General features: G+C 35.2%; 22 protein-coding genes and 2 pseudogenes. 4 read left to right on the top strand and 20 right to left on the bottom strand.

Features of this window, described 5'->3' with window-relative positions; all coding sequences use genetic code 11:
• Positions 1 to 320 precede the first annotated feature (320 nt).
• Together FJR08_RS02340 and FJR08_RS02335 are read left to right on the top strand one after the other, a co-directional pair.
• On the top strand, positions 321 to 932 hold the full coding sequence (locus tag FJR08_RS02340; protein ID WP_148762563.1) for a hypothetical protein: 612 nt from the start codon (positions 321 to 323) through the stop codon (positions 930 to 932).
• A gap of 199 nt (positions 933 to 1,131) precedes the next feature.
• Positions 1,132 to 1,476, top strand: a pseudogene (locus tag FJR08_RS02335) (GTP-binding protein); the annotation flags it as partial.
• A 274-nt stretch (positions 1,477 to 1,750) separates the two neighbouring features.
• Here FJR08_RS02335 and FJR08_RS02330 read toward each other — a convergent pair.
• The 18 genes from FJR08_RS02330 to FJR08_RS02245 form a co-directional block, all read right to left on the bottom strand.
• The gene (locus FJR08_RS02330; protein ID WP_168632016.1) at positions 1,751 to 3,862 is read right to left on the bottom strand and encodes a protein kinase; all 2,112 of its coding nucleotides are present in this window, start codon (positions 3,860 to 3,862) and stop codon (positions 1,751 to 1,753) included.
• A gap of 59 nt (positions 3,863 to 3,921) precedes the next feature.
• The gene (locus FJR08_RS02325) at positions 3,922 to 5,661 is read right to left on the bottom strand and encodes a PP2C family serine/threonine-protein phosphatase (RefSeq protein ID WP_168632015.1); all 1,740 of its coding nucleotides are present in this window, start codon (positions 5,659 to 5,661) and stop codon (positions 3,922 to 3,924) included.
• A 71-nt stretch (positions 5,662 to 5,732) separates the two neighbouring features.
• Complete coding sequence (locus FJR08_RS02320; RefSeq protein ID WP_168632014.1) at positions 5,733 to 6,272, bottom strand: FHA domain-containing protein; 540 nt, start codon at positions 6,270 to 6,272, stop codon at positions 5,733 to 5,735.
• Between the two features lie 157 nt (positions 6,273 to 6,429).
• Entirely contained in the window at positions 6,430 to 7,821 is a 1,392-nt protein-coding gene (locus FJR08_RS02315; protein ID WP_168632013.1) for a VWA domain-containing protein, read from the bottom strand.
• A gap of 21 nt (positions 7,822 to 7,842) precedes the next feature.
• On the bottom strand, positions 7,843 to 8,226 hold the full coding sequence (locus FJR08_RS02310; protein ID WP_168632012.1) for a hypothetical protein: 384 nt from the start codon (positions 8,224 to 8,226) through the stop codon (positions 7,843 to 7,845).
• A 4-nt stretch (positions 8,227 to 8,230) separates the two neighbouring features.
• Positions 8,231 to 9,697 carry a VWA domain-containing protein gene (locus FJR08_RS02305; protein WP_168632011.1) on the bottom strand — a complete coding sequence of 489 codons (1,467 nt, stop codon included), beginning with the start codon at positions 9,695 to 9,697 and terminating at the stop codon, positions 8,231 to 8,233.
• 35 nt (positions 9,698 to 9,732) lie between these two features.
• Positions 9,733 to 10,668: an ARC6/PARC6 family protein gene (locus FJR08_RS02300; RefSeq protein WP_168632010.1), complete on the bottom strand. Its 936-nt coding sequence runs from the start codon at positions 10,666 to 10,668 to the stop codon at positions 9,733 to 9,735.
• A 58-nt stretch (positions 10,669 to 10,726) separates the two neighbouring features.
• Complete coding sequence (locus FJR08_RS02295) at positions 10,727 to 11,536, bottom strand: hypothetical protein (RefSeq protein ID WP_168632009.1); 810 nt, start codon at positions 11,534 to 11,536, stop codon at positions 10,727 to 10,729.
• A 31-nt stretch (positions 11,537 to 11,567) separates the two neighbouring features.
• The gene (locus FJR08_RS02290; RefSeq protein ID WP_168632008.1) at positions 11,568 to 12,671 is read right to left on the bottom strand and encodes a hypothetical protein; all 1,104 of its coding nucleotides are present in this window, start codon (positions 12,669 to 12,671) and stop codon (positions 11,568 to 11,570) included.
• Positions 12,672 to 12,675: 4 nt separating this feature from the next.
• Positions 12,676 to 13,956, bottom strand: a complete 1,281-nt coding sequence (locus FJR08_RS02285; protein ID WP_254435665.1) for a vWA domain-containing protein — start codon at positions 13,954 to 13,956, stop codon at positions 12,676 to 12,678.
• Positions 13,898 to 14,992, bottom strand: a complete 1,095-nt coding sequence (locus FJR08_RS02280) for a hypothetical protein (RefSeq protein WP_168632007.1) — start codon at positions 14,990 to 14,992, stop codon at positions 13,898 to 13,900. Before FJR08_RS02280 ends, FJR08_RS02285 begins: the two co-directional genes overlap by 59 nt.
• 36 nt (positions 14,993 to 15,028) lie before the next feature.
• Entirely contained in the window at positions 15,029 to 15,250 is a 222-nt protein-coding gene (locus FJR08_RS02275) for a type II toxin-antitoxin system VapC family toxin (RefSeq protein ID WP_168632006.1), read from the bottom strand.
• Positions 15,251 to 15,253: 3 nt separating this feature from the next.
• On the bottom strand, positions 15,254 to 15,475 hold the full coding sequence (locus FJR08_RS02270; protein WP_168632005.1) for a hypothetical protein: 222 nt from the start codon (positions 15,473 to 15,475) through the stop codon (positions 15,254 to 15,256).
• Between the two features lie 235 nt (positions 15,476 to 15,710).
• Positions 15,711 to 16,835, bottom strand: a complete 1,125-nt coding sequence (locus tag FJR08_RS02265; RefSeq protein WP_168632004.1) for a hypothetical protein — start codon at positions 16,833 to 16,835, stop codon at positions 15,711 to 15,713.
• Positions 16,836 to 17,020: 185 nt separating this feature from the next.
• Positions 17,021 to 19,348, bottom strand: coding sequence for a hypothetical protein (locus tag FJR08_RS02260; protein WP_168632003.1), 2,328 nt, complete (start codon positions 19,346 to 19,348; stop codon positions 17,021 to 17,023).
• Positions 19,349 to 19,511: 163 nt separating this feature from the next.
• Positions 19,512 to 20,390, bottom strand: coding sequence for a GTPase domain-containing protein (locus tag FJR08_RS02255; RefSeq protein WP_168632002.1), 879 nt, complete (start codon positions 20,388 to 20,390; stop codon positions 19,512 to 19,514).
• Positions 20,383 to 21,207: a hypothetical protein gene (locus FJR08_RS02250; RefSeq protein ID WP_168632001.1), complete on the bottom strand. Its 825-nt coding sequence runs from the start codon at positions 21,205 to 21,207 to the stop codon at positions 20,383 to 20,385. The genes FJR08_RS02255 and FJR08_RS02250 overlap by 8 nt, the downstream gene beginning before the upstream one ends.
• A 97-nt stretch (positions 21,208 to 21,304) precedes the next feature.
• A complete protein-coding gene (locus FJR08_RS02245) occupies positions 21,305 to 22,051 on the bottom strand; it encodes a hypothetical protein (RefSeq protein WP_168632000.1) in 747 nt (248 codons plus the stop codon).
• Between the two features lie 523 nt (positions 22,052 to 22,574).
• Between FJR08_RS02245 and FJR08_RS02240 the strand changes: the two genes are divergently transcribed.
• Entirely contained in the window at positions 22,575 to 22,727 is a 153-nt protein-coding gene (locus FJR08_RS02240; RefSeq protein WP_160170653.1) for a hypothetical protein, read from the top strand.
• Here the strand turns inward: FJR08_RS02240 and xisF are convergent.
• Positions 22,711 to 24,078, bottom strand: coding sequence for a fdxN element excision recombinase XisF (gene xisF, locus FJR08_RS02235; RefSeq protein ID WP_168631999.1), 1,368 nt, complete (start codon positions 24,076 to 24,078; stop codon positions 22,711 to 22,713). The genes FJR08_RS02240 and xisF overlap by 17 nt on opposite strands.
• Before the next feature lie 27 nt (positions 24,079 to 24,105).
• Here xisF and nifH point away from each other — a divergent pair.
• A pseudogene (gene nifH / locus FJR08_RS02230) lies at positions 24,106 to 24,399 on the top strand (nitrogenase reductase); the annotation flags it as partial.
• 190 nt (positions 24,400 to 24,589) lie between these two features.
• Here the strand turns inward: nifH and FJR08_RS24155 are convergent.
• Positions 24,590 to 25,915 carry a DUF3883 domain-containing protein gene (locus tag FJR08_RS24155; protein WP_168631998.1) on the bottom strand — a complete coding sequence of 442 codons (1,326 nt, stop codon included), beginning with the start codon at positions 25,913 to 25,915 and terminating at the stop codon, positions 24,590 to 24,592.
• Positions 25,916 to 25,944 lie beyond the last annotated feature (29 nt).

Below are 25,944 nucleotides of genomic sequence, written 5' to 3'. Positions count from 1 at the left end.
ACGCTACGCAATTCATCCCACGCTCCTAAGAGTGAGACGTGGGGCTTCTTGCTGTTAAGCTAAAAAATTGTTATATTGTCAATACCTTGTTCAAATTGGAAAAAGCATTGATTTGTAGGTTGGGTTGTGGAACGTGAACGTATCCCTGCGGGACACTGCGTGAACGCGGAGCAATTAGCATGAAACCCAACAAAGCAGGAAATGGACAAGGTATTAATTGTAAGTAGATGAACGTTCGCAAAGCAATAAAACGGAACGCACTATTGTTTAATAGCGTAGCCATATCAAGATCTACAGGATTTAAGGATTGACAGAATTTTATGGCATTTAGCAATTATAAAAGTATTAGTTCAGTTATTAAAAAGTTTCAAATCAAGTATGTGCAATCTAATTTTATGTTGGAAGTAGAATTTCCGGCTAAGGAATCTTTTCAGGAGGAATTAGATTTGCTATTTACAGATGGAGTTATTGATAATTCCGAAGATGCTATTTGTGAAAATCTCATTTATCCAGTATTGAAAGAAGTATGGAAACCTTATCGAAGTAAATTAACTCTTTGGAGTCATGAAGCATTAGCTTATGATGAGGATTTATCAGGTATTCCTGATTATACTGTGACACAGCGAAACTCTTTAAGTACAATTGTTTTTGATAAACCTTATTTTTTGATGGTTGAAGCTAAACAAGACAAATTTGAAGAAGGTTGGAGTCAGTGTTTAGCTGAAATGATCGCAGTTCAGAGAATTAATGATGATTTTGTTAGTGATGTTTTTGGAATTGTTTCTAACGGGAAAATATGGCAATTTGGAAAGTTGGTTGGTGATGTATTTACTCGAAATAAAAATCTGTATATGATTCAAGATTTAGATAAATTATTTGCTGCGGTGAATTATATTTTCCAACAATGTGAATTAAAAATCCAAAAACATTAAAATAATTTCTCGTTCCGATCTCTCGTTCCTATACTCTGTATGGGAATGAATTCTAGAAGGCTCTGCCTTCAAAAACAGTGGAGTCTGGACCCGGATTTCTCACCAAAGCGAGGCGCGACCTAGGAATCGCATTGTTTATGAGAAGGGTTAGCGACTTTCATCGCCACCTGAAGAAAACCACAGCTATCAAGTATTCATCATGGCTAAAGAAAAATTTGAACGACAAAAACCGCAAGTTCACGTTGGCACCATCGGTCACGTAGATCACGGTAAAACAACGCTCACTGCTGCCATTACTACTGTTCTTGCCAAGACCTATGGTGGTGAGGCGCGATCTTTCGAGCAAATCAATAATGTGTCAGAAGAAAGAGCGCGTGGTATCACTACCAATACCTCTCATGTAAAATACGATACTCCAATACGTCATTATGCTCACGTTGACTGCCCAGATCACGCTGATTATGTAAAAAATATGATCACGGGCGCTGCTCAGATGGATTGTGCAATTCTGGTTGTTGCTGCAACCGATGGACCAATAATACAGCGTCTTGTATCCCTTACGAGACTGAAGGAAAGAGAAGCGATGGCTACTGCGAGTGAAGCGATTCCTGCAGGCTACGTCAAAGTTAAAGCATTGTATCTAAAGACGTAATTCAATTTATGACCCTAGACTCAAACATTGATCAGAACCAATATAGCAATATTGAATGTCTCTGTACAATTTTTGGGCAAGTTAGTAAATCTTAAAATCGGTTTCTGCAATATTGGTTTACAATGTGTCCTAAATTGCAAGTATCCTGAGTGTACCTCAATATGTTCTAAATATTCACTCCCACCAATTGAAAAGCCTGTTTAATACCTGCATTCATTGGTGATTTTTGTTCTTTTCCATATAATTCTGTGGCTTTACTATAAGCAGATAACATTTCTCGGCAGTTTTCTACTTGTCCATCTTGACTTTTAATATTCAGCAATACCCAACCTAAATTATGATAGGCCTCAGCATAAATATGATTATATTTAATCGCTTTTTCAAGATATAACCTTGCCTTTTGCCATTCTCCTATTTGAGCATATAAAGTACCGAGACGAAATAAAATAAAAGCTTGAGGCGTAAATTTTTGTAGATAATTGTCATAGATTTGAATAGCACTTTGATAATTTTGTAAATTTTCCTGAGTAATAGCGTAATTAATTAATACCCAATCTATAATTGATGCTTGATGACTGGCTTTTTCAAAACTGCTGATAGCATCTTGCCATAAATATTTAGTTGCTTGTTTCCAACCTTTTAAACCCCAAGCTATAGCACTATCAGGCACTTGATTAATGAATTCTTCAATTCTTCTATCTACATCATTAGCTTGTTTAGTGACAACGGCTTTTTCTAAAGCTATAATTAAATAAGGATATAGGCTAGATTGTAACTCTTTTCCATGACTATTTTGCTGATTCTGTAATTTAAATATTGCTTGTGTAGCTGCACGAATAGTTAATTTCCATTCTTGTTGCTGTACATATATCCAAGCTTGCAAAGCCAAAGCAAAGGTACAATCAGGCTGTAATTGTAATGCTTTATTTACTGTATTTTCTGCATCTTTCCATTTACCAAATTTACCTAATGCCCAAGCAAAATTAGCTTGTATCCAAGCCTCTTGAGGAGCTAATTGAACGGCTTTCTGTAAATTCTTAACTGCTTCTTCCCAATTTTTTTGACGGCAATTAATCAGTCCTAAAGCTCCATAACCTCTGCCGTCATTAGGTTGTAATCGAATGGCTATTTCTGCGGCTGTTTCTGCTTGTTGATCATCAAGATATATTTGTAATAATGCTAGTTCTACGGCTGCTTCTCCATGATCTGGTGCAAGTTGTAAATATTTTTGATATGCTTGAACGGCATCAGCTAGTTGACCTTGTTTGACTAATTCCTTGGCTCGTTGATGTTGAGGAGAAATAAATTTACCTTGAAGTGCATTAATTAATTCATCAGCCGTTTGAAATCTATCCTCTACTCTAAATTGCATTCCTGTGAGAATAACTTTTTCTATCAATGAACTTAAATTAGGGCGTAATTGTCGGGGTGATATTAATTTATCCACAGAACTACCTTGTAAAAAAGCACTGGCTCTATCTGTGGCTTCTATTGGTAATTTTCCCGTTAATAATTCATACATTGATGCACATAAAGCATAAAGGTCTGTACTGGGAAAACGCTTACTTTTTTGAATATATTGTTCATAAGGTGCATATCCAGGGGTTAATATTCGGGTCATATCCCCAGTTTGACCGGCAATAAATTCTCTAGCTGCGCCAAAATCAATTAATACAGCTTTATTGGGAGGAACAATAATAATATTTTCTGGTTTGATGTCTCGATGGAGTAAATTATGACTATGAATAACTTTTAAAGCATCAGCAATTTGCACAAAGTAATTTTTAACTCGATTTTCTTCTAGTGGTCCTGTTTCTAGCAATATTTTATCTAATGATTTACCAACAAGTAATTCCATTACCATGTATGCGGTATCATTTTCTGTAAACCATTCATAAATTTTAGCGATATGAGGATGAACACATTTTTGTAAATAGTTAGCCTCTAATTGAAATTGTTGCAGTTGTTGTTGACGCTGCATAGGGGTAATGGACATTGGCCACAGAACTGTATTACCTTGTCTAGCTGCATTTTCTGGCCATAGTTCTTTAATGGCAACTTTAGCGGAATTTTGCAGATAAGTTGCTGCATAAGTAATCCCAAAGCCACCTTGTCCTAATATGTTATCTATTCTATATCTGCCATTCCCTAATAATGTTCCTGGGGATAAATGCAGATTTGATGTAGTGGAAGAAGAGGTTAAAGGTGTACCGCAAGCGATACAGCTAGTTTCATTATCGTAGTTATCTGTGAGACAGGTTGGACATTGAATAGACATAATTGGTAATTGGTAATTAATGAGAATAAGATCCCCGACTTCTTAAAGAAGTCGGGGATCTATGAATTGATTAAAAATTGTAATGCTAAAAGGGTAGCGTTATCAGATGCACCACGTTCTAAAACTTTATTGATAGTCAAATTAACTGATGTTTGTAAGTTTTTATCAGGGGTGAAAATTTCCGCTATTTCGTTTTTAGGCACTAAGTCCCAAACCCCATCAGAACATAGTAAAAGAATATCTTGATGCTCTAGTTGCATAGATAATTCTGGAGTAGTTTGTTTTAAATCTTGGACGTAACCATCACTTAATCTGCGTTTTGTACCGATAGATTTTGTCAGAACATTTCTATCTGGATGTTCTAAACTTTCGGTTTCTGTAATTTGTCCACTAGCTACTAACATGGCGACTAGAGAATGATCTTGACTGAGTTGTTTTATTTCTCCTTGACGTAGTAAGTAAATGCGAGTATCACCAACATGACTAATTATTAATTGTTGGGATATGGCTAAAATGATGCTGAGGGTTGTTCCCCCATCTTTAACTTGATTTGATACTGTTTCATTTGTTTGAATGAATAGGTTTGTTAACCATTCTTGGTATTGTTCTATGGTTTGATATTGGAAAAAAATGGGTGTTTCTAAAACTGTTTTTATTGCCAATTGACTGGCTAATTCGCCTTGAGACATTCCCCCCATACCATCAGCGATCGCAGCTAAGAGGATGGTTTCTGTATCACTGATTTTATGTTGTTTAATGCCATAGTTATCTTCATTTTGTAAACGGTTTATTGATAGTCCAACGGTAGAACTACTGGCTATTTGCCAGTTAATTTTGGGTGTGCTAATGTTTTGGCGGGTGCGAACTAATATTTTTAATAGTTGTTCTAGAGGAAATCTTTCTTCTGGCAGGGAAGATAAACAAATTTTGAGAATTTGATAAATAATAGGAATGGGATTAATTTGTATTTCTATGGTTTGATCTGTTGATAGGGTTTTGTTGTGAATTATCTGATATAATAATGCTGCAACTGTATAACTACTCATTGTTTCATGAATGGGGTTTTTACAGTATGCTAATTCGGGGGCGCAATAAGTTCCTATTAACCCAGAATTGAGAGTTTCACCCAAAGGATAGGCACTGGTAATATCGAAAAATTGTATAGGTGTTCCCATTTGAATAAATTGGGGAAGGATATTGATAAAACACCATTCTCTTTGATAAAGATAGCGACATAGTTGACATATTTGGCTGGTTAAAAATATTGATTCTTCTAAAGAATGTTCGGTTTTTAGCCAAGTTTCTAGGGTCTGATTTTCCTTGGGAAGGTAGGTAAGAAGGATAAGTTTTTGATTTGATATATTGGTGCTAATTTCTGTTTCTGGATAATATTCGTCTTCTAAATATTCTTTTTCTAAATATTCGTCTTCTAAATATTCATCTTCTAAATATTCTGAGGATGTATCTATTTCTGTAATAGGAGAAAAGATAGTTTCATTTTCCGGTGTATTTTGGGGTTTAATATCAATAGTTATATTGTCTTCTCTATGTGCAAGTAGTTCGGTAATGAGTTTGTAATCACCTAGTCTTTTTCTCAGTTCTAGTTCTCGGTTGAGTGCGCTGTTAGTTGCACCTATTCTCAGTAAACCTGGTTTTTCAGATATGATATTGACTTGAAAATAATAAATATCAGGTGTGAGTTGTCCTAAATAGGAGATGATTTCTATTTGCAGGTTATCTATTTGAAAACAGATGTTTTCTTTAATTGTTAATGGGTTTTGATTTGTCATTTCATTCATGGAATTTGCAATAAATATAGCAGTGGCTGGCGGGCAAGATGCCCACCCCACAAGAGAGTTTTTTTGATTTTCTAGATAGTTTGAAAGAGAAATCTAACTTTACCAAATGCTATTTCATCACCTGAGTTTAAGGGGGTGGGTATGGTAATTCTGGCACTAAAGCGAGTTTGTCCTGGTGGTTTGATAAATACTCCGTTGGTAGAACCTAAGTCTTTGACTTTCCATGTTCCTAGTTCTTGATAAATTTCGGCATGATTACGAGATACTGTTTCTCCGCCAAAAAATGTTTCTAAATCAATTTCTACTGGTCCTGTGTCTGGATCAAATATGCCAACAATGGCGTTATTATCTAGGATAAATTCTGGTATGGGGGCGTTTGTTTGTTTAGATGTTAGTTTGGCTTTTGTAAATGTGTTGATAATTGTGGGAGATTCAGAAATAATTGGAGGATTGTTGGGTTGTGGTGTAGTTGGTTGAATGACTGTAGGTGCTAAGGTGGGTTCTATTTTTGGTGGTGGTGTGACTATGGCTTGTAGTTCTGAACCGCAAGCGTTACAAAATTCTGAGTTGTCTGAATTTTGATCATAGCCGCAAACTGTACAAGTAATCATGGTGTTTTCTCCTCATTTTTAATTATTAATTTTTTTCGCGCAAAGACACAAAGGGGCAAAGACGCAAAGTTTTATAGTTGGAGTTTTGCAATTTAAGATTCTATATTGTGTCAATTATTGATGTTTGAATCTTTCTCACTGCTGACTTCTGCTGTATTTATGTTCCTGTGAGTTTTCGCATTTCTTCTTCTGAAAGTATTTCGTTAATATCGTTGCCCATTTTAACGGTTTTACCTTTTGCACCCATTTTAACGGTTTTCCGAGTTCCATCGGAGATTTTTTTGGTTTTTCGGAGTTCTTCTTGGGCGTTGTTTAAGGATTCTGTCATGTCCTTATTGCCGATTTTCATGGTCATTCGTCGGGCTGTTTCTAATATTTGTTCTGCTTTTTGTGGGTCTTGTTCGGCTATTTTTGTGGCTTGGTTGACGAGGTTGGCTATGTTGCATTGTTGTACATAATCCATAACTTCTTGATTGACTTGGGCGGCATTTTGTTGTCCAGAAACGAATTGGATAATTAGGTTTTGTGGTGGAAGTTCACCGCGTATTTTTTGTCCAGGTATGTCGTAAGTGAGTCCAAGTTGGGCGATACGCACACGACCAGCGGGGCGATTATTAATAGTAAATTCGAGGATAAATATGGTTTCGTCATTAGCGATCGCATTCCCTAAAGGATGAGGATCTTGATTAATGGGAAATTCGGCTTGGGTGGGGTAAGCGCGAACAATTCTAGTCAGTTCTACTCCTTTAACTGTTTTTACTGTTAAGGCTAGATTGGTGATCACTTCTTGTTGGGCTTGGCTATATTCGTCTATAATTTTATTGGGTAAATCAAGGATAGAAATTTGTGTACCTATGGCTGTTCCTGGGACAATATAAAGTAATTTTCCTCCTGTAGAATCGCTAAGATGGGTAAGTAAATCTTCGTTGAATTCTCCTACTCCTAATGCGGTAATGGGGATATTATTGGTGGCGAAATTACTAGAAATTGACCGACATTGATCTTCATCAAATGTTTGTCCATCAGTAAATAATAGGGTGCGTCTGACTGTCATTTGTTGTTCACTTAAGATATCAAATGCCCGACGTAATCCTAAACCCATGCGTGTACCACCGGAAAAGTCCCGAAGTTGGGCGATCGCATTTTCTAGTTGATTAATTTCTGTAGCACTGGTTAAACCGATAATTTGGGAAGCGTTGTCATCAAATTGGACTATAGCAATGCGATCGCTGGTGGTCAATTTTCCCGAACGTACTAATGCTAATAAGGATTCAATGACTATATCTATTTTTGATTTTCCCCCTGTAACCTGTTGATATGCTTGTCCGTCTTGTTGATATGTAATACCAGTTGGTTTCACATCTCCTGATACTACCTCATACATTGAACCACTGGTATCAATGACAAAGGTAAATGTGGTATGTGGGGAACTTGTAGCGACATCTTTAGTAGGACGTAATTTCAACATCACAAATAATTTTTGTGCTGCTGTATCCGCTGGCATAAATTCCCGATGGGGAGTAATACTAATGTTAAGATTATTCTGCATTTTTCTTTCCTAATTGAATAATTAAATAAAATTTAAAGGAGGAAGCATACCAAATTGAGGTTCTATATTTGATATATCTGGCTCAATTATTTTCGGGATTTCTTGATTTCCTGTTTCATGGAGTTTATCAATATTCTCTTCTATTAATAACCGCAAATTGAGAGTTAAAGAACTAAATCTATAGCCTTCTCTAATATCTTCTACCCAAGTTTGAATAATGTTGTTGAGTTGATGATCTTTAATTGCTGAGAGGCTGAGTTTTTGTAAGGTTGTGCGGATATCTTCTTTGATAGCGGGGGTAAAAATCTGTTCTGGCATATCTTCTTGAATTGGGTTTAAATCTAAGGTGTAAGTATATTGTTGTGGTGAATCTTTAAGTTTGAGATTAAATGTATATTTAACCATTTATTTAACCATTTGCGGTAAGGGTTTTATCTTTAACTTCTATAGTGATTTGTCCTAATTTCCGGGTATCACCGACTTTTAAATCTTGACTGGTTTTTTTCATGTTTTTTATAGCTGCATACTCTTGATCAAATTGCATAATAATGTTTTCTTCTTCTTTAAAAATTTTAGCAGTAATAGGTGTAAATCCATCGGAGGCATTTAAGGGAATTTCTACATTTAAGGAACTACCAATTAAAATTGGCTTTGTCCCTAATAAATATGTAGTTTGTTCCGTTGGAGTCCAATTTACTAATAAATATGGTTGTGATTGTAATTGCTTTTGTTCTATCCAGGCTATCATTAAACCAATAAAAAATCCCAACATAGATGCACCGGATAAACGCCCCAAAATATCACCAAAAATATTGGCTGTAATTAAGAAACCACTAGCACCAATTCCTCCGCCAATTGTTCCACCTAATAAAGCATTTTTTAGTTTTAAATTGGGAACAAAAAACTTAGTTCCTCCTCCTACTAATGCACCTAAAATTATCCAGCCTGCAATTCTGCCAATAATTTCTAAAACAGCTATACTAGAGAGAGGTAAAAATAAGATTTGTCCGGTTGCACCTGCTATCATTCCCGCAGCTAGACTACCAAAGGTGCTAATAATTCCTTTATTTGCTGTTAATAAGGGAAGGCGCATATAGCGGTTTTGTCCCATAATTAAAGCTAGGGATATTCCCATTGCTAAAAATGCTGTCCAACCACCAATGCGTAATACTGAATAGGTGACACTGTAGTTTTCGCTGGAATTAGATTCAACTAATTGTTTATAAATTGCGGCTTCTGCGTTGCGAAATGCTTGATCAAATTGACCGGAATTAGCATAAAATACTAATGAGCGTTCGCCTGTAATTTGAGTTAAATAATTTATATCAGCATCCCCAGTAGCAACTGAAATTAGTTTTACTCCCGTGTTTCTGGTAGCTAGGGCTGAATTGTAAGCCAAATTAGGGTCATCTGGTACACCGTCAGTAAATAAGATGATATTGCGATTTAATGCAGTTGTTTGTAATTCTCCAATAGCTGCGTTGATACCTTCAGCCATTGGTGTACCTCCATTTTCTGATAAAGTATCAATGGCATTTTTTAAGGTGTTAGCGTCGTTTGTGAGTGGGGTAGCGGTTTTAATTTCTAGTCCAAAACTGACTACTGCTAGTTGATCTTTTTGTAAGTCACGACGTTCTATAAATTTGCTGGCTGCTGTTTTGACTTCTGTTAATTTTCCATCACTCATACTTGAGGATGTGTCAATTAATAAAACTATGGCTTGGGGAGTGACGGGAGAAGTTGGGTTTGGTTTAGCTTTGGTTAAGGCTAAAAATGGTTCTCCTAATAGGATTGCGGCTGTGAGACATCCACTAGCACCGTATAATCCAAATAGTAGGGGTTTGTTGTTTTTTAAGCGGTTAAATGGGTTAAGCATATAGTTTATTAAAGATTGTTTTTTAATAGAAATTATTAATCAGCATCAGATATTTTTTCATTATTATATATTTTCCATGTACCATTTTCTTTTGCAAAGAAATAAATATAATCAATTTGATATTCACCAGAATTGGTTTTATCAATTCCTTTTTCACCTTGTAAATATAATTCTTCTATAATTCTAACTTTAATATATGGTCTGCTTCCAGAACTAGAAAAACCCATAACATTTGTAATTGCTGATTTATTATATGTATAGTAACGATTATATTTTTGTAACCAATCTATTGCACCTTCTTCACCTCCCACTCTTTGATAAAGTTTTCCTGTGGCTAGTTCATTTAATAAATCTCTATCAAAAGGCGGCGCAAATATGCGGGGTTTAGCTGCATACCATTTCTGGACTAATTCTAATGCTTGTTCTTGAGAAATATCATTTTCTGGTTGGAGATTATCATTTTCTAAACTAGATTGAGAGTTATTATTTTCAGGAGTATTTTCAGGAGTATTTTCAGGATTGTTAGTAGGTGATGCAGTAGGGGTACTAGAAGCAGTTTCTAAAAGTCCTAAACTCATTTTTAAATCAAAGGTTTTTGCCCCTTGAGGTGCAGCAACTTGAATAATATATTTACCATTTTTAGATAATTCTCCACCTTTGAGAATTTCATTATCTGGAGTAAATACCCAAATACAAATATTCGCATCAGTGCTATAACTTAATTTCTGTCCTGTTGTTGCTGTAAAGGTATAGCCAATATTTTTACTAGCACTAACTTGACCAGATTTAGTAATTGTACTTTCATTTAATGCAACAGTTTCTACATCTTTTCCACTCAGCGAAACTGTAGGTTTTTCCGCACAACCAGAGGAACTGATAGCATTAGAGGAAACATTAGCTAGAGGATTTTCTATTGCTTGACAACCGATAATTGATAGACAGGTAGAGTAGACAATTATTTTTTTAAACATATTAAATCATCTCAGATTTGCTAAACAAGAATTAATTTTCATCATTATGGTTCTTTTGTTATGGTTCTGATTTATCATTAATTAACCATCTATTATCATTTTGATTCCATATTAGATAAATACGACTGCGAGAATCTTGAGCAATTTTACCAGTGTTCATATAATACCATAATTCAACATCTAAAGTAACATTATTACCATTGTCATTGACAATTTTAACATCACCAATCTTTATTTCTTTAACACTATCCCACCATTGTTGATATTCTGCATAAGTACCAGAATATTTATTTTTAAACTGATTTGATAGTTGATTCCGTGTTTGACTATATTCACGGTTGTTTAGAGATAAATAATGATTTCTAATAAAATCAGCCGCATCTTTTCTGGGGGAATTTTCTATATTAGTTTGACTGGTTTCTAAAGGTGTTGGTTGTGCTGATGATAATGATTTATCTGCATCGTTTTGTAATTGCAATGCTAAATCAAAGGTAGTAGAACCGCCCATAGCAGCAACTTGAACCGTATAGTTACCATCAAGAGGTAAAATAGGACTATTAATTAATTGATTATCTGGGGTATAAACCCAAATACAAATATCCTGATTAGTTTTATAAACCAGTTTTTCACCTGATTTAGCTGTAAAAGTATAACCATGATATTTACTAGCATTAACTTGACCAGATTTAGTGATTGTTCCTTCATTTAATACAATTTCTTCTACATCTTTCTTGCTGAGAGAACCTGTAGGTTTATCAGCACAACCAGAGGAACTGACAGAATTAGAGGAAATAGATGCAATGGGATTCATTCCAGGTTGACAACCGATAATTGATAGAAATGTGGAATAGATAAGTAGTTTTTTCATTTTCGGTTTTTTATTTTTTAAGATTAAATATTTATTCATGTTGAATTTTAGTAACATACCACCTTTGATTTTCTTTATTCCAATTCAGATAAAAATTGAGTTTAATAGGTGAAACTTTACCACTTTTCATTTTATAGCGAGTGCTAATATTGACGATAGCATTATCATGAATTTCTTCTTCAACACTAACTTTATCAATATTTACATAATCAACCTTGTCCCACCATTCAATAAAAGAATTGTAACCATCTGGATGTAATTCTTTATTTTCTTTGACTGCGGTGGGATAAATATCCCAAGCTGTTTGATACTGTTGATTATTAATCTGAATATAGTAATCTTTTATGGCTGTCCCTGGTGATGGTCTATCAACATTATTTGAATTTGATATAGCATTATTATTACAAGAAAGATAATTAGAATTAACCCATCCTTCCAAACCGTCAACTTTTTTATTTGGTCCATTGATGACAGTAACATAAGCCCAAATACTTTGTTGTTTTCGGAGTATAACCTGATCACCATTATTTAAACCTGCTTTAGCTGTACCGTTGGGTGTAAACCGCAGTGCTAATTGTCCAGATTCAATATTGACTACATCACAGTTAGCGATCAATTTGAGAGTTGTTATAGCATTTGTAGCTTTTGGTAATGTGGGGGTAGTCACCTGAGTTGTTTCTACAGGTGTGGGAATAGGAGAAGATGATAAATTAACAGTTTGGGTATTATCCTCTAATTCCAATGCTAAATCAAAAGTAGTAGAACCCTTGATAGCAGCAAGTTGAACTGTATATTTACCATCAAGAGGTAAAATAGGATTAGTAATTAATTGATTTTCTGGGGTATAAATCCAAATACAAATATCTTGATTAGCTTTATAAACCAGTTTGTCACCTGATTTAGCTGTAAAAGTATAACCAAGTGATTTATTATTAGTCACCATACCTGTTTCGTTAATAGCTTGAGAACCCAGAGAAATAGGTTTAACATTGTTGGTTTCTAAAACTGCTGTTGGTTGAGTAGGACATTGGGAAGTAATTACTTGATTTGCTGGCTGATTTTGAGAACAAGCAGTGAGAAAATAAAGACTCAAAGAAAATAAAAATATTCGCCGATGTTTTTCAAATATCCTCATAGAATTAGTCCCTTTGTGCTTCTGCTTTTAAATATTTTCCCCAGTAGTGAAAAGGGACTATTCCAAAAATTATGACTATAAATAACACTGATATTACCATGATTAGACGTACTCCCAAAGGCAGCGATCGCCCAAATACAGGCATAATATATTCTATGATTTGCGATTCCTTGGCTTTACCATCTTGAGAACTCACTTCCACCTGAACTTTGTGCTTAGAACCCCTTTCTGCATTAGGTTGAGTAAAGGTAATTTCATACTCTCCTAACAACGCATTCAGAAATAATTGTAAATTCTCCGCTATCCTTTCCGCATTACCAGAAAACTCCGCAATTCCCCCTGTTAATTTGGCAATTTTCGCTAATCTTTGTTGGTCTACAAATTCTGCTTCGGGTACTTTACGTTTATTCAAATCAGCACGAGTAGCAGGTCTGCCTAATTTATATTTTACACCTAATTGTTGTGGTGTCAACCCATAACCTAAAGTATGTACTGTAATATTTTCATTGTTTTTAAGAAACTTAGTTAAAGCTGCAAAATCAGTTGCTTCATTAACTGCGTTGTGATATCCGTCAGACAGGAGAATTATTGATAGTCTGGGTTCTGGTTGGGAAGAATTTTCTGGTAAGTAAAATCGGGAGTCCTCAGTATTAGCTAAAAACTCGACTGCTGTGGTTAAAGGTTCATATAAATCTGTAGACGCACAGGGACTCAAACTTGATAAATAATCCAGATTATTTTGCAGTTTAAAATCATTCGCCGCTAGAAACTTATCCATAGTTTCTTTATTTACAATAGATTCAGGACACTTACTACCAGCTTTTCCAAAAGGAACTATAGAAATTTGGGTATTTCCACCGCGTTCACCAGAAATTTTAGTAAATTGACGAATCGCATTAATAGCACCTGCTATTTTTTTAGTTCCTCCACTATCTACTTGATTCATACTGCCACTAAAATCTAGTAAAACTATAATCCAAGCTGGAGGAGGTACACTTTCTTCTGGACTTTTCCAATCTTTAGGTTTAAATTTGGTTTCCTTGTTATCAACTGTCAATTTAAAATTAGTATCTTCTAAACCCATTAAGGGTCTATCTTCTTGATTGTTGACTTTAATTCTAATTGTCACTCTGTCATCTTTAACTGTAGGACTACCAACGATTTCAGAAGTTTTAACATTAGCTAAACTAGGTAATATCCAGCATATTAATAACAGGCAAGATAAACTAAGCTTGTGGGTCCAGGAAGCGGTTATAGTAGACAAAGCGATAATAGTTTTCTTCATTGATGCCATCTTTCTTAATTTGGTAAAATGTCAATACGTAATTATGTTTTAAAGGTATACCACGACCAGATTTAACCTTGTTTCCATTCACTTCTATTGCCTTGATAAACCGAACATTGGGCATGAGAATTGCTGTCCGGTTTTCTAATTTAATATCAGCAAGATGGAAAGGTAAGCCAGGAATAGAAATGTGTGTATCTTTGATAGTAGAACCTATTCTAATAGTCCCAGTTGCAGGTAATTGAATAGATAAACCTTCTTCAATTTGATCATCCTTAATATTATCATTTTCTGTCACAAAAGAAAGTACAGATTTATCAATAAAAGAATGTGATTGATTGATATTTGGTAATGAGGGAAGTTTCTTATCCTCTTTAATTTCTCTATACTCAAAACCAGTCCCAGCCCGCAAAGCGGCAATATAACTAGGGGAGTTAGTGAGACTAAAAACGCCACCTAGCAATAAACCTAAAATACCAAAACCAATAGGATCTTCTATACCTTTAAATTCTGCCGGCATTGTCCCCAACATTAAGCGAATGATTTCAAATATAATTGCTGCTGCAAAACTCGCCCCACTTGCGGCCATGATGCTGGTTTTTAATCTTTGTTGAAAGCGTTTTTTACTCCCCGCTTCCATACTATACCAGCGCCAACTTAAACCCTCTGCAATCCCTACAGAACTACCAATTAATAACCATCCTAATGTTCTCACAATGGGAGTAGGTACACGAATAATTGGTAAAAACAGGATTTGGGACATAATACCAGCAATTAACCCAGAAAGTATCCCTAAACCCAAGGCTATTAGTAGGGGCTTTTGTGCAGTTTTGAAACTGCGTTTTGGTCTGGTGGGGTTGCTGATAAATATTTCATTCATCACCATACCAAAGGCTAGGGAAATGGCTATACAGGGAAATAGAGTAATTTCGGGAAATTGTGTGAATAACCCCAAATCTGTGAGGAAAAATTGACCTATATTCCAGCCTATTAAGGCTGATGTGATGCCGGCTAGTATGTAAAGGTAGATTCTCATATTTGGTGTATATTTTGATTGCTTAAATATTAGTTTTTAGGGATAAGGGTGTAAATTGAGTTTGTAGTTTCGCAAAAACTTCTCCAGGTTTTGTAATTCGTTTTTATTGCGACAACCAACGATTAGCTCTATCTTTGTAATTATACTAATTGCTATCGAATAATCGTTAGTTAATGATTCAAGTTTATCAATAGCAACTTGAATACTTCTAGCAGAGTCAATTAAAATATCGGTATCTACAACAATAATGTTATTCATTTCCTATTGCCACTCATTTTGTCTTAACTGACGTAACCATTGATTACTATCTTCCATATCTTTTCTATCTTTCCACATTCCAACAAATGGTTCATTTTCTAAATTTATAGAATTATTTTGCTGCACAGGAAACGATGTAGTTATATTTTGAGAGATGATCTTTTTTTCTTCATCACTTAAAGAGTTGATAATTTGAATCAGGGAATCAAGTAATTTAGTATTCATTTTCTTATCCTCTTATTGTCAGTAAGGAAAGGAAACCCATAAATTTACAAACTTCGTTCGGGTAGCATTCCGCAGGAAATGATGGTTTCACTGTGGCGTTTTTGCAATTTATCATTTTTCAATGCAGTATTTATATTTTACAACAATTCAGTAATTTTTAGGAACTATTTAACCTTGAGTCAATCACGGATAGGATATAAAGGTAGATTATCATATTTTCTGTATTTTCACTGAATTATTTTTTTGAAGCTGCACTAATGAAGTAAAATATGAATATTATAAAAAATATTCCAATATTTTGAATAGCAAAACCAATACACACCAGACCAATTGATATAAATAATAACCAAGTGATAGCTGTAAAAATCCACTTTATTAAATCAACGAGAAACTCAATAGTGTTTTTGATTAAACTGCTAGTAAAATTTATGCTGGGTGAAATCAAACCTTGGATTACAAAATTGATAATAAATTCAATAAACGTTGGTTTCCGTTTAATCAGTAAGCCGTAAACAACGATATTAGAATTGCGATATTCTTGATAAGCCACCTCATAAAACAAAACTTTAGAAAGTTTATCTCCATTAGGATTAAGTCGGAGATATTTTTCATAGGCTATGTTATAAAATAAATCATTAGAAACGTTGCTTTGACTTACTTGATAAAAATATGCAGCTAAGTCATATTCTTGGAATTTTTCAAATAATTCAGCAAAAGGTTGATATTCTTCTCCTTTATAATATCTTTGTTGAATACCTCTCCAATTATTTATTAAACTCGTCCAAACTTGCTTTTGGCATTTAAACAAGTTGTCAGACAAACCATTTTCATATTGTCTAATAAAATAGTTATCAATTAATTGTAAATCAGAGTGAACATAATTTATCAACTCTTTCTGAGCATAAATCCAAGCACTATCATCTATCATTAATAACCAATAAAGACTATCTACTGATATTTTCTTATTCAATAAATTTAATAGTAGATATCTAATTCCTCCTGCAATTTGTGCTTTAGGAAATAAAGCCCGAATAGCTTTTTGAAAATCTAAAGATACCGTTTGATTTTCATCAGGTTGCTTACCAGCTTGAATATTCAACCATTCCAAAAACTGCGGTAAAGTTTCTGGAATTACCATTGCTCTCAACGTTATTAGTCGCACCATTTGGGGACTATAAATCTTTTGTTTTATTGCAATGTCAGCACCTTCTTTATTAAATAGAGTTTCCCAATAATCAGATTTAATTTCCTTATTTTCTAACCCTTCAACAATTACCTGCACAGCTTCCGGTTTGACTTGGGAACTGTGGATTAATTTCCTAATTGCTGGTTTTAGTGATGCTTGTGTTTGTGAGTTCATTGATTTCCTCAATTAGCTTTTAGTCAATCAGACAGGGAATCAATTCCCTGTCTAATAGCTCAAGTCGGTTAAAACCGACTAATTCTTGGGATTTGCTGGCTCTATGTTACCAGGTTGTATGGGTTGGGGAATTTATTTTCTGGTGTTTTCGGTGTTGAAAGAGATTTTTTACCAAATACTATAAATTAATTTTCAATTCCTCCCTTTAAATTCCCAGTCGGTTTTAACCGACTTAAGCTATTAGACGGGGAATTGATTCCCCGGCTTTGTTCTAATTTTATGGCTGCTAAAATATCATTTTTCAATTTATTGTAAAGATCAGAACCTTTTGCATTATCAACACTATCACTCGTATCATTGTCTTCTCCAGATTTCGATAAACATACCCAGAATATTCGCCGGTTACATTCATCGCTTTTATTCCCATTATCTGCAATTTTTTGATATTTTAGCTTCCTTGTAATTTGATAATTATAAATTGCTGTCACCCATTGCTTTTGAATCGCTAAATCTGTCGCCTTTTTACCAGATTTTAAATCCCCGTAGTTAAGTTTAAGTTCTGTACCTCCTGTTAAAATTCTTTCTAGACTTTTTTCTGGGTTTGTTTTTTCAATAACAATATCATCTACAACCGCTGGAATTAATTGCTGGATTTCACTAAAACTATAACTTGTCTCTGGCTTTAAAACTATAACCGGACAGTTTTTAATATCTTTGTTTTTACCAGATGGGAAAGTCTTGCTACACAAAGATTTTTCAATATCAGTTGCACTAGTATAAGATTGCCAAGTTTTTGTACCGATAAACCAACCACTTACTAAGATTAATAGTGAAAGAGGAACAACAAATTGAATTTTCATATCTACCTCCAGAGTAATAAAATCAAGGACATGATCAATTAAATTCTTTTTCGGTTCAAGACGTAAACCAAAAACAACAGGTGAGCGACGATGTTGTTGATTAGCTACTTCATAATATAAATCTTTGTCAACTATTCCATCACTCACTTGATAAAAATATGCAGCTAAATCATATTGTCTGAACTTGTCAAATAATTCAGCAAAAGTTTGATATTCTTCTCTTTTAGAGCGTCCTTGTTTAATACCTTGCCAACTATTGATTAAAGTTGCCCAAATTTGCTTTTGGCATTTAAAATCATTTTGCCATGAATCCTTTTTAATTGGTGGTTGAACATGATGCAATTGTGAATCATTTTCAGACTCCACAGGAGAACTGCTAGTTAATACTGAATTAGGATCAGCGTAAGGACTGCTTTTGTATGCAGTCTTAGGACTAGAAAAATGATCATGAATTAATTGTAAATCATCCTGAATATCAGTAATAAATTGTTTTTGTGCATAAACCCAAGCACTACCATTTGTTGTTAATAACCAATAAAGACTATCTACTGATATTTTCTTATTCAATAAATTTAATAGTAGATATTTAATCCCTTCTGCAATTTGTTCTTTAGGAAATAAAGCCCGAATACCTTTTTGAAAATCTAAAGACACAGTTTGATTTTCATCAGGTTTTCTACCCCCTTGAATATTCAACCACTCCAAAAACTCCGGTAATGTCTCTGGAATTACCATTGCTCTCAGTGTTATCAACCGCACCATTTGGGGACTATAAATCTTTTGCTTAATGGCTTTATCCGCACCTTGAGCATTAAATAAACTCTCCCAATAATCAGGTTTAATTTCCTCATTTTCTAACCCTTTAACAATTTCCTGTACTGCTTCCGGTTTGATAGTAGAACTATTCATTAAACTCCGAATAGCAGATTTTAACGCCGCTTCATCAACATTTATTGCTGAAACAACCTGAGCAGCATTAGCAATGGCTCGTTTTAATCCATCGCAGGCTCTTTGTGATGCTGGTTGAATTACTTGAAAACGCTCCGGTTTTTCCAAAGCTTCTACATTAAAAGCCCACGCAACAGGTAAAACTTTTTTAGACTTGTTAAATTTTATGATTGCTAAGGCGTTAAGAGTATATAAATCACGTTGATTTTCTGCTGATAACACTATTGCTTGATCTTGTTCAAACGGTAAAGACTCATCCTCTTTTGTCAGGTGAGGTTTACCTGATTCTCCCATAAATAAATGAGGACTACCTTTAAAATCTAAGGGGTTAAATATTGGTTTTCGGTTTTGTTCCCACCAAGTTAATATAAACCGTAAGTTATTAATTCCCTCACACAAAAAATAACGATAAAAAGCCGCACTGCGTCCCACTTCATCCTGTCCTCGTGTGACAACAGCCATTACAGACCAAATATCATCACCACTTCCTACTACCCGTCCAATAATTGCTGGTTTTTCTGTAGATGATCCTTCAGTTAAAGCAAATTCTTGATTAGCAATAGACCTTTCCACAACTGTAGGAATAGGGTTAATAGTAGCGTTCATATATTGTCCTGTAAAACCCAAGGACACCCAACCATTAGCCCTTTCTTGAAAGTGAATACCTGTACTAAATTCGTGAATTTCAATATCTGGTGAACTCATGTTTTTAACCTTTATCTAAGAGGATGTTTAGAAAATCATAAAGTTTATTAAAAGACCTCTCTCCAAACCTCTCTCCTACAAGGAGAGAGGCTTTGAAATCCCCTTCCAGTTCCCTCTCCTCGTAGGAGAGAGTTAGGGAGAGGTAGAAAACGGGGATCTCCTTTCATACATGATCTAATTCCTGATGACGTGAACCTGTACAAAGCCAATAAATGGGAGCAACTAAACCAAAAGGCCGCCAAAGTTTGGGATTTTTAATTACTGCTGTTACTCCCCCTCTACTTTTAGTGAGTAAGTTAACATTTGGTTCTGGATATTTACTACCCAACATCCCAAAAGCCGAAGCTGTAAAAAATTCTATATCACCTCCTCCCATTTGTTGCCATGATTGTAATTTTCTGCAAACTTGGGGAAACCTTGCTGATGCTAAAAACGCTGGTTTATCTCGATTTACCCACAAATCAGATTGTTCACATTTATTCAATACTAAGGCAATTCGGCGCTTACTTCCACCCATATCATTCCGGTCAAGTGCTAACAGCAATTTATCTAAACCATTGGCATATTCTAAATCTTTTCGCCGACTACTACCATCAACCAAAAACATAATACCATTACACTGTAAACAATCTTCTAAATAATCATCTAACTGGGGATTTTTACCACGATGTAATAAATCATCAAAAAATTCCCCAGAATAATCTTTAGAACTGATATTTAAATTCAGTAATTTTGAACCTAATTTTTTTTCTTTTAGAGTAATTTGCAAAGTGCAATCTCTTACCTCTGATACATTTATAGCTAACTCTGTTCTTCCTAACTCTAACCCTTGTTCTAAGATATTTTGAGCTTTACTAAGTAAGTCTTCTCCACCTTCATCTACAGCGGTTACAGCCTGAACTGGACTATCAGGATCAGCATTTGGCCATCGTGCTAAGGAAGCCATATATGTGGTTTTTCCAGAAGAGCGATCGCCTATAACTCGCAACACCGCACTACTTTGTAATGGAGTCTGATTTTTATTCTTAAATAAATTAAACATTTTCTTTCATCCTCTTACCTGTACTTAACCAATAGAGAGGTGAAATCATCCCATAAGGCGACCAGTTATCAGTTTCTCTTAACACAGAATATCTGCCCTCTTGTCCTAATTCTTGTTTGCGATTGGGGCGCGGATCTTTATTTCCTAAAACCCCAAAAGTAGATATAGCATAAAACTGTAAGTTTTTACTAGGAATATTATCTTTTAAAAATGACAGTGTTTCTGGAAAATGAATTGCAAATAAATCATTTTCTGGATCTAACCGACCAGGCCACAGTTCCCCCCGTTCACATTTACTCATGGCTACAGCTAACCGTAATTCTTGTAATCTTTCATCTTTATCCATTAAATCTATAAACCTTTTAAATACTCGTTTATAAAATTTATCTGTTCCTTGTCTCCACTCTGTTAACAAAATCAAACACCCACTCACATCTTTTCCTAAACATTCATTCATAAATTCTTCATATAAGGGATTTGCTGAACCCATTGCTAAATCTTCAAAAATCTCTCCTGGGTAGTCTCGCACTGCTAAATTTATTTCTTGTTTTTTTTGCCATTTTTTGTGAATCTCAATATAAAATGAATAGACTTCTAAATCATCAATTGTTTTTACTTCTTTCCCTGTCGGTTCTAAAGATGCACCCTCTAAAATAATATTCTCAGCTTTATCTGCTAATTTTCTTGTTTCTTCATTCAATGCTTGAACTTTAAAATTCTGATTTTTCCGTCGTGATCTTGATGGTTGATAAGCCAAAGCTGCTAAATAAGTAGTTTTGCCAGAAGCACGTGGTCCAATTACATAAATGTTGCCCATGTTACACCTTTTTAATTATTTAAAGAACAGAGAATGACGAATATAGCCCCGGCGATGGTTTCAATCTATGAAAAAATTTGTTTAACATAATTTCTACCTATTTAGCTAAAAAACTACCCAGATAAATCCAAGGTAATTCTAATAAACCTCGATGATGAATAGATGTAATAAAACACCGCACCGAGCCACCGGAAAGGCCATTATTCAATTGTTCTAATTGGGAATAAATCGGACGAAAATATCTTTGTAAAACATAAGTATGCCGCTGCTGCCAGTTCAGGGAACTACCATAAGGCTTGTAAGCCAGTTTACCACCTTCCTGGGATAAATCACAAAATAAATCAGCTTTATTGATACAAATAGCTAAATGTCTAACATTGGGACATTGGTGATGGAAAAATTTCACCCATCTGTCAAAGCGATTACACCATTGTTTTTGCGTGACAAACTGCTCCACATCTGTACCTGGTTGTAAACTCATGCCCCGGTGGGGTGGAAGAATAAGCAACACTCCCTCACTGTTGCGGATAGCCTCTAAAAATTGAGTCCATTGATCAGAATAATCCCTTTGATAACTTTTCAGCCACACATCGCCCGCTGTATCAATCCAATCTACTACCACCTGTTTATTCCCAGATGGTAGCCGCACCTGAATCTCCAAATACCGTTCATAGGGCATTTGCAAAGGTGTCGGTTTTGCCCGTGAGTTCTCATCCAGTAATTGCACTCTCAGATTGTCGTAATCGAGATTGGCAACTTTGACATATTCACCTTTGGGGTTGACTAACTCTAGTGCTAAGTGAGTCTTGCCTGTTGCGCGATCGCCTATATATACTACTCCCATGTTGATTATTTTTATGACATTACGTATATCTAAACGTCATCATACAATAATTGTTTTGACACAACAATACCTTAGCCAAATTACGAGGGTGAGATGATAATGCTTTAACCTGAAGGAATCGTAGCCTGTGCTGATTGTCAATCTCTAACCCGACACGAAGAATTAAAACTAAGTAGAACGGCTTGAATAATTCAAAGTTTGTAGTGAGGAATTTATTCCTCATTTGAGGGCTGAAGCCCTTACTACGAAATCATCTCCAGATTTTTTACATTACTTAATCTACTTTGATTTATTTTCGTCTACTTACTTAGGCTTGTCCAGAAAAATACGTTAATTGTCAGTGGTCATTGATCAGTGGCATTTAAACAACGGACAACTGACAATATAAGATTCTTGATTCTTGAGAAACAAAAAACTTGATTTGATATTTAATTTTGTGTCTGAATAATAGATTTGTTCATCATAAACAGACAAAAATATCAAAAAATAGCTAAACTAGTTATAAGACTTCATCTATTATGATATGCAAGAAACAGCGACTCAAGTATTGATTCGTGTCTCTAAAAAATGGTATAGGATTCGGTATTTAGATCCTTATACCAGAAAGAGATTAATGTTATTATCAGAAGAAGAATTTGAAGTAGAACTTCAAGGGCTGCTTAAACCCGCAGCTTGACTTCTTTGATTTCACCATTGGCAACTTTTACGTAATCAATTAATTCTTTATATATTAAGGATTTATCCGCCCAGGGTGTTTCATCCCAAAAATTAATATTGCTACAACAAAACGCAAGAATATCAAATAGTTCGCTGTTGATTTTATTAACTACTGTTTCTTTTTGTTTGATTTTATTTATCTCTAAAATTGTTTGGTCAATGGCATCTTGAATTATTGGGTTTTTAGGTAAAAGTCTCAGTGATTTTAGTTGTTCTTGTCTAGCAATCAATTCCGGGCTATCCTGTGTTTCCACATTTGAATTTGTAATTGCATATTCCTTGATTTCCCTATACCGTTCTACTAAGGTTTGATCTACCGTTAAAATAATATCTGGTAGATAAGTGCTAATTTTGTTACTACAAAAATTATTTCCCATGTTTTCATGTTTTTTGCAGCGAACTCTATATGTCGAATTTCGTTTCTTACAAAAACATTTATAGCCGCAGTCAGCGCAAATAATCTGCCCCGCTAGTGGGAAAATCTCTGTTTCCTTTTTTTCTCTACCGTAGCTGTATTTAGATTTATTCTCGTCAAGTTTTGCAACTATGCGTTTGAAGATATTTTCACTAATTAAAGGTTGGTGAGTATCTTCATGAACATCCCAATTCTCAGGTTTATTTAAATTGTCTTTGATATTGTAGGCGGTACAGCCTCTCAGTACAGGGTTTAAAAGCCAGTAACGCAGTCCGGCAGCAGTCCACTTGAGATGATAAGTTTGCAGTAAATATTGACCCGTACTCCTCAATGTAGCCCCATCACCGAGGAAATATTCAATCATCTTGTGAGCGATCGCCCATTTACTAATACCATTAATCTCAGATAAATCAGGAGCATACTTTTCATCCACGCGACAATACCCAAAAGGTGGACGGGGAGAAGCCTTTTTCTGCTCTCTAAAAAAGTTCATACCATTTTTGATCCGATTAGCAAGTAGCCTAGATTCAAATTCAGCCAATCCAGCCATCTGGTTCACAGAAAACCAGCCAAAGGGGGAAGATGGGTCAACGGGGGCATCCAAAACCGTGAGTTTGACCTTATACTCCTCAAAGATAGCGATCGCCTTGTGAATCCCTACCACGCTGCGTCCTAGTCGGTCAATTCTAGTGCAGATAACTTCGGTGATTTTGCCTTGTTTGCACTGAGCAATCATTTTATTAAATTCTTTCCTCTTGTCGCTGCGCCCGGACTCAACATCTGAGAAGATGACAATAGCGCCCGCCCTTTCTACTCGTGCTGTTTGTTGCTCCAAAGCATTGCCTTCATCCTGTTCACGGGTGGAAACCCTCACATAACCTGCTTTCATGATCATTCCTCATACTGCCCATATTGTTAATATAACTCTACTCGTTTGATGCTTCACTCCAAGGCTCAAACAACCGTTCTTCACTTGGCTGCTGAAAGAGGATCTGTTGAAGATCTAGAACTTCATGAAGTAATGCTCAAAGGTTTCCGCGACGTTAAATGCGTGGAATCCGGTGGTCCAGAACCCGGTGTAGGTTGCGCCGGTCGTGGTATTATCACCGCTATTAACTTCCTAGAAGAAAACGGCGCTTACACAGATTTAGATTTCGTATCTTACGACGTATTGGGTGACGTTGTATGTGGTGGTTTTGCTATGCCTATCCGTGAAGATTAAGCTATTTTGTCTAGGGTTTTTGTGAATGCAATTGGTTGGGAATTTTTATTTTTTTATGCCCTATTTTTGCCCTGGGAAATTTTAGAGAAATGGGATTTTTGTTAGGATTTATTCTTTTATTTACCCTATTTTGTCCCTAGTGTCAAGGGGGATACATGATTTTTGATAAATGGGTTACTAATTGTCATAATTTTTCAATGTCTAAATCATCATTAACTGCTACTAACCACGAACTACGATTAATGGAGTATTGTATGACGGTTATTTCTCTGGCGTTACAGTTTTCAGTAGGGTTATGAATCCAGTATATCTGGTTTTGTGACTCCACTCTAAAGTTCTCAATGATAGCCAACCAGTAATCTGAACCATATTCTTTTGCTTTTTGCCACTCTCTTTCAGTTAAAGTTGGAGAACAAGAACCTAATGAACTTTTAACTTCAATATATTTTCGTTTGTTACCCTTTTCAGCCAAAAGGTCATATCCACATCTTTGCTGAGATACATCGTATACAATCCAATCATTATTTCGTAAAACCTCCATTACATATTGTTGAGCGCCCCAACCACTATTTGATCCTGGTTCAGGTATTTCTACTTCTGAAAGTATTGGATTTGGAATCTCTTTAATCTGTCTATCAGATGAAAGTTTTGAAATTGCTGGAACTGAAACAACTGCGTTTAATAAGCTTTGTGAAATAGGGGTGTAATCTACTGACGGAAAATTTTTCAATAGTTGTAGATTATACTGATTCTGTTTCTTATCCTCAAAGTATGCGATTAATTCTTCTTGAGAGAAGCCATAGTCACTTGCAAAATCATTAATATCAACTTCCTTGCGACTAACATAAATACCAGGTAATGGGTCGTGATACAAGGCAACTATCAAAGGTAATATAGGTATACGTTGCCCATTTGGGGCTATATGTGGTAGAAAATTTTGTATGTTTGCCATATCTACAAGAGAATAGCTTTCTCCCCGCACAGTTGTTTCGGCGCGAAGCCATTTTGGTTGTTCTTCGCCTCGGTATTTAGCCTCACTTTGACATAATATACAAGTGGCATTTTTTAAGCTACCTTGTTGTACAGGTTGAAGATATCGGCAATTCAAACGATTTTGATTCAAAAAATCATGGTCAGCTAAATCTTTTGAAGAGGCATAACAAACTATTCCTTTCTGAAGGCGGAAGTTGTTTCTCCAAGTATTTTGAGGAGAAGTATTCCCAAGACCAACAACACCAGTTTTAGCCAGATAGTTGTTATCAAATAACCTGAGTACGCAGTTATTTGATGGTCTAGATTCTTTACTGTATAAGTCATCTATATTTTTCTGAATAATTAAGGCTGAGACAGATTGATCGGAGAAAATACTTGGGATTTCACTTCGCCAAAATTTCAATGCCAGAAAAACCTGAGTTAAGCGACCTTTGAAATTTCGCCCTACACTGTTTCCATACTTTTGGAGTTCTTTTAACGATGCCTCGTATAAGTCTTTATTCGTTATGTCAATCACTTTTAAGCATCTCCTAGTATATTACTTTT

This window comes from Dolichospermum sp. UHCC 0260 (genome assembly GCF_009711985.1).
In the GTDB taxonomy this organism is placed as follows: Bacteria; Cyanobacteriota; Cyanobacteriia; order Cyanobacteriales; family Nostocaceae; genus Dolichospermum; species Dolichospermum lemmermannii.
This window is presented reverse-complemented; position numbering and strand designations above follow the sequence as displayed.